The organism is Dyadobacter sp. BHUBP1 (assembly GCF_050587785.1).
Lineage (GTDB): Bacteria > Bacteroidota > Bacteroidia > Cytophagales > Spirosomataceae > Dyadobacter.
Map to the genome: position 1 here is coordinate 206,012 of NZ_JBOBIH010000005.1, position 12,659 is coordinate 218,670.

The following is a 12,659-nucleotide window of genomic DNA, read 5'->3' on the forward strand; positions in this document are numbered from 1 at the left end:
CTATATTTTCCGAGACACGATCCGCTATGTTAACCGTGGCGACATGCAGAAAAAATATTGATTATCAGCGGAAACTAGCCCTGCTTTTCGGAAAGATATTTCCAATAGCGACGGGGCACGTGTCGCACGTGCAGCTGCGTGTTTTTGCGCGCCTGGATGTTGGTGCTTTTGAAATAATCCTGCCAAAGTAATGTGTAGAGCTGTTCTTTCGGGTCGAGCAGGTCGGACGGGAGCGCATTGGCGACCGACATTTGCGGTGTGGTGCCGAGCACGATTTCCTGGGTTTTTTCGAGGTCGTAGTATAGGCCGTATTTTCTCTTCAAGTCATAAATAATCCAGCGCTGGTCGGCATAGCGGTTCTGGAAATGCCCGGTAAGAAGTGGGAGTACATCAAAATCAGGTTCAATATGGGCGTAGTAAATGCCGTCGCCCGTTTTTTGAAATCGTATAAATGCCTCCATCCGGTGTTTTTCGCGGTGGACTTTTTGTGCGGTCTGGGAAATGGCCAGTACGTCGGGCTGTGCGAAGTTTTCGCAAGCACCGGGCGGCTGGTCGATCACATACCTGGCAAAATTGAGCAAATGCTGATAAGCATCTGGCTGTTCTGAAAGAAAAGCCTTGTAGAACCGGAGTTGCCATTCGTTTCCTAGCTTTTTGCAAAGTCCTTTCCAAACCCGCTTGCCTTTTTCGTGGTCGGAAATCACGCGGTAGCCGGGGTCGAAAACATCGGGGACATGAAATGCTTCGCTGACGAGCCTTACCGTCTGCGATTTCCGCTGATAGCATTCAAAGACGGCCGTTAATAATCCTTCCAGCGAGCCGTCGAAAATATAAAGCTCCATCAGAAAAGTGATAATTGATTAAGCGGGTTCTTCTGGTATTTGCTTTTGCTTTCCGAAAGGATCAGCCGTTTGATATGCCCTGCTTCATATTCTTTAAGTTGGACAGGGCTGTCGGCATACCGGATAAAGTGCCGGGCCTTGCCGAATGCAATGCCGAGCTTTCGCAAATGGCTTTCGTATAGCCGGTTAAACTTGCGCGCCTGGACGATTTTCAACGCTGAACTTACACCGATGCCCGGCACTCGCAGGATCATGCAATAATCAGCCGTATTAATATCGACAGGAAAATGTTCGAGGTTGCGCAATGCCCAGCTTAATTTCGGATCTACGTCCGCTTCGAGGTTCGGATGAACGTCGTTAAGGATTTCCTGAACTTTAAAACCGTAGAAACGCATCAGCCAATCGGCCTGATACAGCCTGTTTTCGCGGATCAGGGGCGGTTGCGAGCCGATCGCCGGCAGCCGCGCATCGTGGCTGATTGGAATATAGCCCGAGTAGTAAACCCGTTTCAGGGAAAAATTCTGATAGAACGCATTAGCCGTGTACAAAATCTCTTTGTCCGACTCAGGCGTGGCCCCTACAACAATCTGCGTGCTCTGTCCGGCCGGCACGAATTTCGGCACACTTTTAATCAGCGCTTTCTCGCTTTCAAATTGGGTGATGTTGTTTTGAATGTATTTTAAAGGCTTTTTTACCTCGGCGTGCGACTTTTCAGGCGCAAGCAGTTTCAGGCCTGTTTCGGTAGGCATTTCGAGATTAATGCTCATGCGGTCGGCATACATGCCCGCCTCGTGCAACAGTTCATCACTCGCGCCGGGGATCGTTTTCAAATGGACATAACCATTGAAACGCTCTTCCAGTCGCAGCTTTTTTACAATGCGGACGAGCCTTTCCATGGTATAATCGGCATCTTTGAAAATACCCGAACTAAGGAACAGCCCTTCGATGTAGTTGCGCCGGTAGAAATTCATCGTCAGTTCCACCACTTCTTCGACGGTAAATGCTGCCCGTTTGATATCATTGCTGCGCCGCGAAACACAGAATGCGCAGTCGTAAATACAGTGGTTGGTAAGTAGTATTTTCAAAAGTGACACACATCGGCCATCTTCGGTGTAGGTGTGGCAGATTCCCGTTCCTTCTGCGTCCCCAATTCCCTTGTTCTCATTCTTCCGATTGCTGCCGCTCGATGAACACGACACATCGTATTTCGCAGCATCAGCCAGAATCTCCAACTTCTCCCGGATCCGCTCGTACATACCAAAAATTTGCAATTAGTTAAATCGGCCTAAAATATCGAATGGCAATTACCAGTTATTAGGAGGTCGTGCCAGGTGATTATTTGTGCATGAAAATATCAATTTTTTGATACTAATACAATCCTTTGTGGCGGAATGTTTTTGAGTCGTTTACCTAAATTTTCTATCTGTTTGCTGGCAATGGTCGGATTTGCCAGATTTTCAGCATTTTGTCAGTCCGACGAACCCAAGGTAACACGCTATAACGGCAAGGTAAGTCAGCAGTTTGTCATAAACCGCGATTCGCCTATCATTGATCACGCCACTGGTAAGCGGATCAGTTATGAGACTTACGACAATATGCTCAAACGTAGTCCGGGACAATACAAAACCCAGCCGATATTCGATAAATACGGAAAAGCGTCATCCTTTGAAATCATCAAAAAGAGTCAGTTGTACGTGCAGCAGGATGGCTCGGTAATGAACAATCCCGACCTTATGCCGGAAGTAGGTGAGCCGATCGCCCCCTTCGTAATGCGCGGACTCGATGGGCGAGAATATGATTCGGAAAAACTGCGGGGGAAGTACATTCTGCTCGGTTTTTGGGTACGCTACGAAAAGCCGCTCTACACGCTCGCCAGCACGAAGGTGATTTCCAACTTTGTGGATGAGAATAAAAGGAAAGGTATCGAGATCGTCTCTCTTGGTACGACCCTCAATACCGAGGAGGAATGCCTGGAAGCGATCCCGAAACGGAACTGCGGTTTCATTCCGGTTCCGGAATCGTATGGTTTCAATCACCGTTATAAGATCAGCGAGACGCCCTATTTTATATTGGTGGATCGCAAAGGGATCGTCAGGGCCATGGCGCCGCACACCGAATTTTCGAAAATCAGCGAGCTTGTCCTGCGCTGATCAGCCCAATGCGCCGCTAATGCGGTTGTAAAGATGCTCAGGATGCCACACCCTCTTTGGGCCAAGGATCATCCGTCGGGAGGTCTTACGAATATGGAAATCATGTTCTTGCAGGAATTTCAATCCGGCGGTATTATCCATCGGCAGGATCGCAAACGGCCTGGACGCAGCGCGCAATTGCATAAGGGCAAAACCGGCGGCATTGTTCGTAGCCACAATTGGCCCGTCGCTCCATGAGGGAAGATAGACGCCCTGCAATGCCTCATTGGAATCCACATATATAAAGGAGTCGGCCAAAAACTCAGCCATGATCCCACGCCTGTCTTCACCGGAAACCATCCGGTCGATCGCATAAGCCGCTTCACGAAAATCTTCGGTAAACGGTCGGATCTGCGGAGAGGGGGGCAATTCGGGGGCATTGTCTTCGCGCCGCAAATGCGCATACTGGCATTCCACTTCGAAACCCTGTTTCAAATACACCGGATAGCCAAATTCGGTAGCATCCAGGTTAATGGTAGGGTAACGGTTCCGGTCGACGTTTCCGATCAAATGGCGGGTAATGGCGCTTCCGAGGCCCCTGTTCCGGTAATCCGCGTGTGTGATGATACACGCGAGCCAGACCGTATCGCTGTGAAAAATGGAGGTGCCCACCGCAACAGGCCGGCCGTCTTCGACGATTTTGATGGGCTTGCAATATTCCGATCTTAAAAAAAACTCAAATCGGGGGCGGATGTCGCCCCAGCCCTCAGGTTCGAGTGCAGGGAGGAACGCAATGTCGTCTGCTGTAAATTCCTGGCAAATCATGGCGTGGATGATGGTTAATCCTGCTAAAATGTCAAAAATCTGCTTCCAACTGCCTGAAATTCGTGATTTTTCTTTGCCAGGTAATCCACGAATAGTAGAATAGTAGTAAGAAAGTGACGATTAATGCGCTCAAAATGATGTATTTGCGCTGCGTGAAAGCCGTTTGATAAGTCAGGAAGAGCATTAATGCGGCCGCGTACACAACCGACGACACCTGCGAAAGCACTGCCAGCCTTTTCAATGAACGCGCCTGGTTTGCCAGCGCCTCCCGAATGTTCCCGCTTACCAGCGGATTCTGGATATGAAAATAGCTTAATGCGTTATTTATGATGTAAATAATAACGCTGATAATCAGTAAGACATTAACTATCAAAGGCTTTTGAGCCCCATCAAGGCCATCATAAAAAAGAAACAGAAACGCGGTAAGGGCCACTATTTCCGTCATGAATTTGATCCGCAATTTGCGAAGGGTGGGGTGGTTGCGAACGCGCGTCATCATCGCCAGTTCCTTTTCAGAAAGCGATGCCTGGCAGGCGCTTTGCCAGTCTGATTTCAGATCATCGATATTCATCATTTTTGTGAGTTTGAGAGTGTTTTGAGTTTTTCTTTGATGCGGTTGAGTTTCACGCCCACATAGTTTTCAGAAATGCCTGTTACCGAGGCGATTTCGGCGTACGAGTAATCTTCCAGGTAAAGGGAAATGAGCGCCCGTTCCGATTCGCTCAGCGTGCGCAATGCGCGAAAGAGCCATTCTTCCCGCTCGGAAATGGTATCGGATGCATCGGCGAGGTCGGGCGGATGCTCGGAAAGGGAAATGGGGGGGCGCTGCTTTCGGTACGACGCCATGGCGGTATTCAGCGCGATGCGGTAAATCCAGGTGGTAATCTTCGATTCATTCCGGAATCCCGGGAAAGCACGCCAGAGCTGGTACACGATTTCCTGGAAAAGGTCCTGCTGATCCTCCGGCGTGTTTCTGTACATCCGGCTTACCTTAAAAATGATCCGCTGGTGTGCCCCAATCGTTTCAAGAAAAATTTTCTCCATAAAAAATCAAATTTTTCCCAATAGGTTGCTGAGATTGGGAAAAACTTACGCTCGTCAGGATTCTTTTATGGATTAATGCGGAGCCATGATGGCCGGCAACTTACGCACATGCGCGATCTCGCCGCGGCCAATCGGACGAATCTGGGAAGGAAGGAGGGTTTCGACAGCAACAGTTTCGCCATCGAGTGTGCAGAACTCAACTTCGAAGGCGGCATCTTGTGAATGTGTCATTACAATGGTGCCGATATCGCCCGTTTGCAATTCCAGTTCGGGCAAATCTTGGGTTAGGACAACGATATCCAGTTCTTTCATTTTGATCTTGCGGGAATTACAGTGACTAATCTTGGAATGTTCTTGGGATCATCCTTATCAAAAAACCATCCAGCGCGTACTTGTGGGTTTCTGGCATCAGGCGTGCGCAGTGAGCCTTCTGTTGTAATCCTGGTTCCAAATGGAGGCCGTTCTTCAATTTGTATGATCAAACTTTCACAAGCCAGGTCCCGGAGCGACTCGTAGAACTCGTTACTATTGGCAAGCGAATAACCAAATTTACTAAAAAACATCGCTTTTGATTTGCCTTCACAATGGCTGGCGTTCAGCAAATAGTTCTCAATTTTACTTCTTGAAATAAATGCCTGCGAACAATTGGGCAATTTGTTCATGGTTACAGCGTGCGAAACGGTTCAACTTGACTATTTAGACGCTGGTTTTCGAGAAAAGTAACGTTATTTACCAAAGTTTTTTAAATGACCCGGACATGAATATCATTACAACAGACCAGCTCAAAACCATTCTGAAAAATGAAGACCCCATCGTGATCGATGCACGGGGAGGGACCGATGCTCTGGAAAGGTACAACCAGGCGCACCTCGAAAACGCGCAGTTTGTAGACCTCGAAACCGACTTGTCGGAGAAGACGGGAGATCCGTCGAACGGCGGCCGGCACCCGCTGCCTGAGCCCGATGACTTTGGGCGTTTTTTGGGAATTTTGGGGATCAGCCCTTCATCGACGGTTGTTGTATATGATGATAAAAAGGGTGCTAATGCAGCGGCACGCTTCTGGTGGATGCTCAAAGCGGCCGGGCACGAAAAGGTGTTCGTAGTAAGCGGTGGACTCGATGCGATCTCAGAAGCTGGCATCGATCTTACACAAAAAACAGCCTCGCTGCATGCATTGGAAGAATATCCGATCAAAGGGTGGCAAATGCCGTTGGTGGACGCCGACGACGTGGCACTTGCCGCCGCGGATCCCGAGTCGATGGTGATCGACGTCCGTGAGCATTATCGTTATGTGGGCGAAAGCGAACCGATCGACCTGGTGGCCGGCCATATTCCGGGGGCGGTCAATATACCTTATACTTCCAATCTGGATGGAAAGGGTGAATTTATGTCACCTGCGGACCTCGCCGCGAAGTACAAGGAGGCATTGGCAGACAAGGACCCCCGCAAGGTGATCGTGCATTGCGGCTCGGGCGTGACCGCTTGCCATACGCTGCTGGCGCTCGCGGAGGCGGGCCTGCACGGCGCGAGCCTGTACGTGGGCTCGTGGAGCGAGTGGTCGCGGACGGAAAGGCCCATCGCAACAGGAGAAGAATAATATCAGCACCGGGCCGGACCTCGAAAAGTCCGGCCCGGTTGTTTATTGGATAGATTGCAGGAAATCGTAGAGCGACGAGAGTTCGCTGCGCGTGTACTGCGCAGTCATTTTCCACGGCATATCTTCGTTTTTGAGCACATGGCCTTCGGGCGTTTTCCCGGAGGTAAGCGTCGCGATAAACTGTGCTTTTGTCCATTTACCAACATGGCCTGCCCGCGTAATGTCGGGTACGGGCGGAAAGCCGGGCGCGAGCGGTTCGCCTCCTTTAAAATTCTCGCGGTGGCAACCTGAACACGATACGGCCAGGTATTTCCCTTGTGCTACTCCCTCCGTGGAATCTGCCCGGGCAACCATCGGTTTATTATGATCGATTTTCTCAACGGACAAGAGCGGCATTTTGTCGAGGTAGCTCATGACGACAGCCACCGGGCCGAGGTCATTCGCGGGAAGGCTATTGTCTACTTTCGGTATCTGCCGACAGTAGGCAATGAGCGCGGCCAAGTCCTGCTGCGAGAGCAATGTCGTTTCATGCGAAGGCATAAAAAGGAGCGGTTTGCCATCCTGGTGAACGCCGTGCCTCAGTGCGGAAAGCCAGTCAGAGACGTCATAGTTGCCCGGTAAACCGCCTTTTCCATAGGTGAGATTTCCCGCGACCAGCCGGCCAATAGCGCCATCGTCGTTCATCACTTTGCCTTCGAGATTATTTCCATGGCAATCCTGGCATCCTTTAATCGCCACCAAATGCTTCCCGCGTGCGATAGCAGCACTGTCAGTGGGAATTTCAATGATATCCTTTTCAAATACATAGCCTTTATTCATACGGTTTTTCATAGCAACCGACATGTAAGTGTAGATAGAAATCGCTGCGAGCACGATTCCGGCCAGGAAAATGCCTGTCCATTTTAAGATTTTTCTGATCATGGCTTTTGAAGTTTTTTTGGCAAAAATGCGGACGGCAATGCCGCCAGGGCCTACGCAAAACGGATTAAAATCTACGACGAACGGATTTCGTCGATTAGTTGGGCCGTTCACTCATTAAGGAGCACGGTTGAAACAGCCACGGCCGTATTTTCGTACGGTGTTCAAACCATTCTGCTCTATGGCTACGCTCATTCATTCCGCTGACATCCTTGATTTTAACCCGATACCTAATCCGCAGTCGGTTATTCCGGGTGCGCACATAGACAATCCGGGCGCGATTCTGACCCGCTACCACCCGAAGGTCGGCGAGATGAAGTTCAGGAGCCTGCTTTTTCCGCATATGCACGTAATGAACCTCCATTGGACATCAAGGGAAGATGTGACCCTTTATGATAGTACGCCTGTGGACACGATCAATATCAATTTCCACATGGCTGGAAGACTCGATACCACCTTCGAGGGACTGTCCCATGAATTGAACATGAGACCCGGCAAGCATAACCTGGTTTTTTCACCCGAGGGTGGAGATACCAACCGGGTAGCGGCAAACGATTCCCTGGAAATGTTCCACATCAGCATTGATAAGGCGTTCTTCGGGGAGGTTATCGGGTGTGACGACCATTGGAGCGAGCGTGTTCAGAAGAATTTGCTTTACAACCGGCCATTTTCAGGTATTACCGGCACCGCCGATACCACGCCGCTCATGCAAGGCCTGATCCAAGAAGTGAAACAATGCAGGCAAACCGGAGCTATTCGCAACCTGATGATTCAGTCCAAAGTGTTGGAATTACTGGCATTGCAGATCGAACAGTTCCGCGGGCCGCTGCAAGCCGAAAGTATTTCAGCAGCGGATAAGGACAAGTTACATCAACTGAAATATTTCCTGGATAGTCATTTTCTGGAAGACTTTTCACTTGCGGAACTGTCGCGGATTTGTTTGTTGAATGAGTTTAAAGTCAAGAAAGGATTCAGGGAATTGTTTGGTACCACCGTCTTTGGTTACCTGCGTAAATTACGAATGGACTATGCTGAGCAGCTGTTGCTGGATGCTTCGCGGTCTGTGGAGGAAGTCTCGGACCTGCTGGGGTATGAGCACGCGCATCATTTTTCAGTGGCATTCAAAAAGTACCGCGGAGTGAATCCGTCCATGATCAAAAACAAGCGCATACTAGCCTGATAATTCGAAAATTGACAATGAGAAAATATTTAACATCGGTCAGCTTGTTGATAATGAGTGGATATGCATTCGCCATGGCTGTGGGTTGGCGAATTATGGAAGGTTACCAAGTCAGATTTGAGGGGAAATATGCACACGGATCCTTCCGGAAAATGGAGGGAAACATCCGATTTGATCCGGGCAATCCGGATGATTCTCATTTCGAAGTGTCTGTGGATGTCGCCTCGATCGACACGGGGATTGAACTGAAAAACAAGCACGCCAGAAGCGAGAAGTGGTTTGACGCGGATAAATATCCACGCATCTACTTTTTATCAAAAGCGGTAAGTCGAACGGATACCGGTTTCATCGTCTGTGGAGAGCTCGAATTGAGAGGAATAAAAAAGGACATAGCGATCCCTTTCACATTCTCCGGCGCTGGTGGTCAGTACCAGTTTTATGGAAAGTTTAAAGTTAACCGAGGCGATTTCGGCATTGGGAAGGTGAATGGCAAAGAAACAGATTCCACAACCGTAGAAGTGTCCGTACCTGTTCTTCCGCTGGAATGAGCGCTTACTTATCTTTTAATAGTTCCAACTGACGCAACAGTTCTTCCAGCTCCCGTTCGGCAGCTCTCAGTGATTTCATTTCTGTGCTATCGGCTGCATTTTGTGCAGGATCGTCGAAATTCTTTGTTTCTTCCATAATATCGGGGTTCTCGCGGTTTTCCGCCGAGAACGCGATGGTTTCTTCAAGGGCAGCGCGTTCAAAATCGATTTGCTGCCGCTTTGCCAGGATTTTGTCCTCAAGTTGTTGTCGTTCGTCCGTGATCATAGCCAGTTATTGTTTCCAAATTTACCTAACAATAACCAGGCCAGGCACTTCACACATTTAATAAGGGATGATTTTCTTTCGTGAATTACTTTGTCAGTCTTGATACGAACTTGGTAGTTACACACGATAGTTATGGATTATGTAAATGCTTCATCCGATTATCTGAAGGCTAACCCCAGCTGGCATATTGAAGATTCCCCCTGGAAGGCCACTCAGATCATCAAAATGCTGAAAAAGAATGACCTGCATCCCAAATCGATTGTAGAGATCGGGTGTGGAGCAGGCGAAATCCTCAATCAGATCCATGAACGCTGGGAGGAAAAGAATGTGAAACTTTACGGTTATGACATTTCTCCGGATGCGTACGAGTTTTGCAAGTCGCGGGAAAAAGACCGTTTGAAGTTCTTTAATGACGACCTGTTGCAGACAAACGAAAAGTTCGATGTCCTGCTGATGATCGACGTGTTTGAACACGTTGAAGACTATTTCGATTTTATCAGAAAGAGCGCTCGTCATGCAGAATACAAGATTTTCCATATCCCGCTCGATTTTTCAGCCCTCGCCGCATTTACAGGCCATTTGATGAAATTGAGACATTCGGTGGGCCATATTCATCATTTTACCCGGGAGATGGCCACTAACACCCTGAAAGATTGCGGCCTGGAAGTAATCGATTGGTTTTACACGCTATCGGAATTAGAATTGAATTACGGCAAGCACAACTTCAATGGAAAGGTGGTCAACTCTTTTAGAAAAGTACTTTACACGATTAATCCTGAACTCGCCGTGAAAACGGTCGGCGGGTTTTCACTATTGGTTCTGACCAAATAAGAAAATATGCATCTGATTTTTATACACGCGCAGCTCGCTTGTTCGGGCTGCGCTTTTTTTGCTCCGTTTGGTCATTGCTTACCCGCCGTTTGAACAACGTATTTGACAGGAGCGGGTGGTATTTTCAAATTGCAGGAGATTATTGATCAGCACAGGTTCAAATGTGCTCGACACCCACTTGCATCCCAAACATGAAAAAAGCAGAAGATTTGAAGCGAGAGGTCACTATTTCACCTAATCCGGCTACGGACGAAGTCCGGATTTCGGGTATGTCCAGAATGGAGGTAGCAACGATCGTAGCCTGGACGCGGTCCGGACTAGCGATCTCATTGAAGGAAAAACAGAACGGCACGGTCGACGTGTCGCATTTGAAACGCGGGCTTTATTCCCTGGTGATCACGTGCTGGGACGGTTCCATGGTTTCGAAGCGGATTTCAATTCGCAGATAATGCAGCATGAAATAGTAACATGGTAACCGATTTGGGGCCAGCGGTCTATTTCATATTAAGTGCCCGCTTCAAGAAACCTCCCAGAAAGCTGGCGGCGAACGTTAGAATCATTGAGCCGTAGAGGCTAAAATTTTCCAACTCCTGCCTGGCCCGATCGTCGGGGCGGGAAGTAAGCAGAAAATAGCCGGCAACCAGGAGAATACACTGCATAACAGCCAGCAGCCAGCCTCTGTAAGGCTCGACAAAGCCGATGGAAATCGCGGCAAAAACGGCAACGAGATAGGGCAAGTGAATGCTTTCCGCATTTTTGATGACATATACGAGTAATACACTCGTCATAACGATCATCACCATGTTGATAGCGAGCCTCTTATCGAAGAACGGGGCTTTGGAGGTAGTGGAGGTTTGGGGATTGGTTGACAAAACGGCTTTCAATTCGACTTCATGTGCAGCGTCGTGCATCGCCTCTTTTTCACGGCCAAGTTGCTTTAACGCTTTTGCACGCCAGTGATAAGCATCAGTACTGGTTTCTTCGGATAACGCGACAGCCCTGTTTAATGCTACCAGTGCCTTATCGGGTTGATTTTGTTCGAAATACAGTTTTCCGAGTTCGAGGTGAAGCGGAAAAACCTGGTCGTCGTAGCTTAGGCCCGCTTGCATATCGGCTATTGCTGCATCGGGATTTTGAAGCTCTTTTTGGCACAAAGCACGGTACAGGTACGCAATGCAGGATTTAGGCTTTTGCCTGATCTTCGAATCGAAATATGCAAAGGCATCGCCGGTTCGCCCGTTTTCATAAAGCTTTATTCCTTCGGAAAGCGCTGTGGCTTCCTTTTCACTCGGTGTGCGGAGGTCGGCGTAGTTGCGCAGGTAGTAGATATAGCCGAAAAAGGCGATAACGACGAGAAATTCCATATAATTTGCAGACTCAATCAGGCATTCGTTAACGCCAAAATTCGGCACGAATGGCCGCAAATCAAAAGGAATCGGATGTTTTAAGGAGGGAATTGTTTTGAATCGCCAACTTTCAGACCAGGATCACCATATTAGGCTCGCCGCCGCTTTCCGTTTGCAATGCTGAATAAGCAAGCGCAATGCGTTTACCAGTGTTTTCTGCCAATTCAAGTAGTTGGAAAACCCTTTCTTCCCCTTCAATACGCAGTGCCTGGTACAGTATGTTCCCATAATTGAATTCATGAGAACCCAGCCCGTTCTTTAAAGCCGCCAATTGATACCGGTCGAATATTTCCTTTCCTGACATGAAGTGCAACATTTGGGTGTGATATTGCAGGTGAATTTGCCCGAAAGATGCTCGAACCGGTATCAAAGTTGCATGCGGTTAACTTAAATGTTGAGGAAGTGGAATATTTTGACTCGATGCATCGGCTACCGGCTTGCCCCGTAAAGTTTGCAGCGGAATGAGGCCTGACCAAATAGGCAGTGCCAGGTCTTCCGGCTCGTCGTTCGGCATGCCGTCACGCATTTTGGCCGAGGCTTCTTCGAAGGAGAATGCCAGCGCGGTCGTTTTTCTTACCTCGCTGTCGGTCATCGGACGGAGGTAATCCCAGCTGTCCGGTACTATTTTATTGGTAAGCCATTCAAATGCCGCCCGTTTCGTTTCGATATCTTCGATTTTCTCCGCTTTGGAAAAAATAATCACCGATCGGTAGTTGACCGAATGGCTGAATGCCGATTTCGCGACAACGAGCGAATCAGTCAGCATGACGGAAATGCATACCGGTATGCCCGTTTCGATCGTCCTGATGAAATGACTGCCCACGGAGCCGTGAATGTAGATTTTGTCTTCATAGCGGACAAAAGCCGTCGGAATGGAGAACGGCTTGTTGTCCATAGCATAGCTAATAGTGCAAAACAGTGCCTCGTCGAGGATAGCGCAGATTGTTTCGTGCCCGTAGTGCGTGCGCTTGGCCGCCCGGCTAGGTACAAGATAGGGTGGTGGTGTGCTCATTGGCTTTGTTTTTTTCAAAATTATGATTTAATTGGCCTACCTCTTTAATCCAATATTTTAAA

18 protein-coding genes are annotated in these 12,659 nt (G+C 48.7%); 6 read left to right on the forward strand and 12 right to left on the reverse strand.

The features are described from left to right. Window positions 1–74: 74 nt before the first annotated feature. Window positions 75–842: a TIGR03915 family putative DNA repair protein gene (locus ACQ4MZ_RS20840; RefSeq protein ID WP_430848087.1), complete on the reverse strand. Its 768-nt coding sequence runs from the start codon at window positions 840–842 to the stop codon at window positions 75–77. After that, window positions 842–2,098, reverse strand: coding sequence for a putative DNA modification/repair radical SAM protein (locus tag ACQ4MZ_RS20845; protein ID WP_430848089.1), 1,257 nt, complete (start codon window positions 2,096–2,098; stop codon window positions 842–844). The genes ACQ4MZ_RS20840 and ACQ4MZ_RS20845 overlap by 1 nt, the downstream gene beginning before the upstream one ends. A gap of 180 nt (window positions 2,099–2,278) precedes the next feature. On the opposite strand from ACQ4MZ_RS20845, the gene ACQ4MZ_RS20850 reads away from it, so the two are divergent. Beyond that, on the forward strand, window positions 2,279–2,992 hold the full coding sequence (locus ACQ4MZ_RS20850) for a thioredoxin family protein (protein WP_430848592.1): 714 nt from the start codon (window positions 2,279–2,281) through the stop codon (window positions 2,990–2,992). Here ACQ4MZ_RS20850 and ACQ4MZ_RS20855 read toward each other — a convergent pair whose 3' ends face one another. The 5 genes from ACQ4MZ_RS20855 to ACQ4MZ_RS20875 all read right to left on the reverse strand — a co-directional run bounded on the left by ACQ4MZ_RS20855 (window position 2,993) and on the right by ACQ4MZ_RS20875 (window position 5,502). After that, window positions 2,993–3,796, reverse strand: coding sequence for a GNAT family N-acetyltransferase (locus ACQ4MZ_RS20855; protein WP_430848091.1), 804 nt, complete (start codon window positions 3,794–3,796; stop codon window positions 2,993–2,995). A gap of 31 nt (window positions 3,797–3,827) precedes the next feature. Further along, entirely contained in the window at window positions 3,828–4,370 is a 543-nt protein-coding gene (locus tag ACQ4MZ_RS20860) for a hypothetical protein (RefSeq protein ID WP_430848093.1), read from the reverse strand. Further along, on the reverse strand, window positions 4,367–4,840 hold the full coding sequence (locus ACQ4MZ_RS20865) for an RNA polymerase sigma factor (protein ID WP_430848095.1): 474 nt from the start codon (window positions 4,838–4,840) through the stop codon (window positions 4,367–4,369). Before ACQ4MZ_RS20865 ends, ACQ4MZ_RS20860 begins: the two co-directional genes overlap by 4 nt. Window positions 4,841–4,912: 72 nt before the next feature. Beyond that, window positions 4,913–5,152 carry a DUF4926 domain-containing protein gene (locus tag ACQ4MZ_RS20870; RefSeq protein WP_430848097.1) on the reverse strand — a complete coding sequence of 80 codons (240 nt, stop codon included), beginning with the start codon at window positions 5,150–5,152 and terminating at the stop codon, window positions 4,913–4,915. Beyond that, complete coding sequence (locus tag ACQ4MZ_RS20875; protein ID WP_430848099.1) at window positions 5,149–5,502, reverse strand: DUF6883 domain-containing protein; 354 nt, start codon at window positions 5,500–5,502, stop codon at window positions 5,149–5,151. Before ACQ4MZ_RS20875 ends, ACQ4MZ_RS20870 begins: the two co-directional genes overlap by 4 nt. 95 nt (window positions 5,503–5,597) lie before the next feature. Between ACQ4MZ_RS20875 and ACQ4MZ_RS20880 the strand changes: the two genes are divergently transcribed. Then, window positions 5,598–6,437, forward strand: a complete 840-nt coding sequence (locus ACQ4MZ_RS20880) for a sulfurtransferase (RefSeq protein WP_430848101.1) — start codon at window positions 5,598–5,600, stop codon at window positions 6,435–6,437. Window positions 6,438–6,479: 42 nt separating this feature from the next. On the opposite strand, the gene ACQ4MZ_RS20885 is transcribed toward ACQ4MZ_RS20880, so the two are convergent. Then, window positions 6,480–7,358, reverse strand: a complete 879-nt coding sequence (locus ACQ4MZ_RS20885) for a c-type cytochrome (RefSeq protein ID WP_430848103.1) — start codon at window positions 7,356–7,358, stop codon at window positions 6,480–6,482. Window positions 7,359–7,536: 178 nt separating this feature from the next. Here ACQ4MZ_RS20885 and ACQ4MZ_RS20890 point away from each other — a divergent pair, with 178 nt between their 5' ends. Then, window positions 7,537–8,535 (forward strand): helix-turn-helix transcriptional regulator, encoded by a 999-nt coding sequence (locus ACQ4MZ_RS20890; protein ID WP_430848105.1) that lies wholly within the window; start codon window positions 7,537–7,539, stop codon window positions 8,533–8,535. A 17-nt stretch (window positions 8,536–8,552) separates the two neighbouring features. After that, window positions 8,553–9,083 (forward strand): YceI family protein, encoded by a 531-nt coding sequence (locus ACQ4MZ_RS20895; protein WP_430848107.1) that lies wholly within the window; start codon window positions 8,553–8,555, stop codon window positions 9,081–9,083. A 4-nt stretch (window positions 9,084–9,087) separates the two neighbouring features. Here the strand turns inward: ACQ4MZ_RS20895 and ACQ4MZ_RS20900 are convergent, their stop codons facing one another. Next, window positions 9,088–9,348 (reverse strand): hypothetical protein, encoded by a 261-nt coding sequence (locus ACQ4MZ_RS20900; RefSeq protein WP_430848109.1) that lies wholly within the window; start codon window positions 9,346–9,348, stop codon window positions 9,088–9,090. Window positions 9,349–9,480: 132 nt separating this feature from the next. On the opposite strand from ACQ4MZ_RS20900, the gene ACQ4MZ_RS20905 reads away from it, so the two are divergent. After that, the gene (locus ACQ4MZ_RS20905; RefSeq protein WP_430848111.1) at window positions 9,481–10,179 is read left to right on the forward strand and encodes a class I SAM-dependent methyltransferase; all 699 of its coding nucleotides are present in this window, start codon (window positions 9,481–9,483) and stop codon (window positions 10,177–10,179) included. 191 nt (window positions 10,180–10,370) lie between these two features. Next, window positions 10,371–10,628 (forward strand): T9SS type A sorting domain-containing protein, encoded by a 258-nt coding sequence (locus tag ACQ4MZ_RS20910; protein WP_430848113.1) that lies wholly within the window; start codon window positions 10,371–10,373, stop codon window positions 10,626–10,628. A 45-nt stretch (window positions 10,629–10,673) separates the two neighbouring features. Here the strand turns inward: ACQ4MZ_RS20910 and ACQ4MZ_RS20915 are convergent, their stop codons facing one another. The 3 genes from ACQ4MZ_RS20915 to ACQ4MZ_RS20925 form a co-directional block, all read right to left on the reverse strand. Beyond that, window positions 10,674–11,543 carry a tetratricopeptide repeat protein gene (locus ACQ4MZ_RS20915; protein WP_430848115.1) on the reverse strand — a complete coding sequence of 290 codons (870 nt, stop codon included), beginning with the start codon at window positions 11,541–11,543 and terminating at the stop codon, window positions 10,674–10,676. Window positions 11,544–11,655: 112 nt separating this feature from the next. Then, window positions 11,656–11,889, reverse strand: coding sequence for a hypothetical protein (locus ACQ4MZ_RS20920; protein WP_430848117.1), 234 nt, complete (start codon window positions 11,887–11,889; stop codon window positions 11,656–11,658). Window positions 11,890–11,967: 78 nt separating this feature from the next. Next, entirely contained in the window at window positions 11,968–12,597 is a 630-nt protein-coding gene (locus ACQ4MZ_RS20925; RefSeq protein WP_430848119.1) for a pyridoxamine 5'-phosphate oxidase family protein, read from the reverse strand. Between the last annotated feature and the right edge of the window lie 62 nt (window positions 12,598–12,659).

Bases quoted from the DNA above. Each gene is read 5' to 3' on its own strand.
- ACQ4MZ_RS20850 (WP_430848592.1), top strand. From the start codon at position 2,279: ATGGTCGGATTTGCCAGATTTTCAGCATTTTGTCAGTCCGACGAACCC.
- ACQ4MZ_RS20855 (WP_430848091.1), bottom strand. From the start codon at position 3,796: ATGATTTGCCAGGAATTTACAGCAGACGACATTGCGTTCCTCCCTGCA.
- ACQ4MZ_RS20885 (WP_430848103.1), bottom strand. From the start codon at position 7,358: ATGATCAGAAAAATCTTAAAATGGACAGGCATTTTCCTGGCCGGAATC.
- ACQ4MZ_RS20920 (WP_430848117.1), bottom strand. From the start codon at position 11,889: ATGTCAGGAAAGGAAATATTCGACCGGTATCAATTGGCGGCTTTAAAG.
- ACQ4MZ_RS20860 (WP_430848093.1), bottom strand. From the start codon at position 4,370: ATGATGAATATCGATGATCTGAAATCAGACTGGCAAAGCGCCTGCCAG.
- ACQ4MZ_RS20915 (WP_430848115.1), bottom strand. From the start codon at position 11,543: ATGGAATTTCTCGTCGTTATCGCCTTTTTCGGCTATATCTACTACCTG.
- ACQ4MZ_RS20925 (WP_430848119.1), bottom strand. From the start codon at position 12,597: ATGAGCACACCACCACCCTATCTTGTACCTAGCCGGGCGGCCAAGCGC.
- ACQ4MZ_RS20845 (WP_430848089.1), bottom strand. From the start codon at position 2,098: ATGTACGAGCGGATCCGGGAGAAGTTGGAGATTCTGGCTGATGCTGCG.
- ACQ4MZ_RS20870 (WP_430848097.1), bottom strand. From the start codon at position 5,152: ATGAAAGAACTGGATATCGTTGTCCTAACCCAAGATTTGCCCGAACTG.
- ACQ4MZ_RS20900 (WP_430848109.1), bottom strand. From the start codon at position 9,348: ATGATCACGGACGAACGACAACAACTTGAGGACAAAATCCTGGCAAAG.
- ACQ4MZ_RS20865 (WP_430848095.1), bottom strand. From the start codon at position 4,840: ATGGAGAAAATTTTTCTTGAAACGATTGGGGCACACCAGCGGATCATT.
- ACQ4MZ_RS20910 (WP_430848113.1), top strand. From the start codon at position 10,371: ATGAAAAAAGCAGAAGATTTGAAGCGAGAGGTCACTATTTCACCTAAT.
- ACQ4MZ_RS20880 (WP_430848101.1), top strand. From the start codon at position 5,598: ATGAATATCATTACAACAGACCAGCTCAAAACCATTCTGAAAAATGAA.
- ACQ4MZ_RS20890 (WP_430848105.1), top strand. From the start codon at position 7,537: ATGGCTACGCTCATTCATTCCGCTGACATCCTTGATTTTAACCCGATA.
- ACQ4MZ_RS20840 (WP_430848087.1), bottom strand. From the start codon at position 842: ATGGAGCTTTATATTTTCGACGGCTCGCTGGAAGGATTATTAACGGCC.
- ACQ4MZ_RS20905 (WP_430848111.1), top strand. From the start codon at position 9,481: ATGGATTATGTAAATGCTTCATCCGATTATCTGAAGGCTAACCCCAGC.
- ACQ4MZ_RS20875 (WP_430848099.1), bottom strand. From the start codon at position 5,502: ATGAACAAATTGCCCAATTGTTCGCAGGCATTTATTTCAAGAAGTAAA.
- ACQ4MZ_RS20895 (WP_430848107.1), top strand. From the start codon at position 8,553: ATGAGAAAATATTTAACATCGGTCAGCTTGTTGATAATGAGTGGATAT.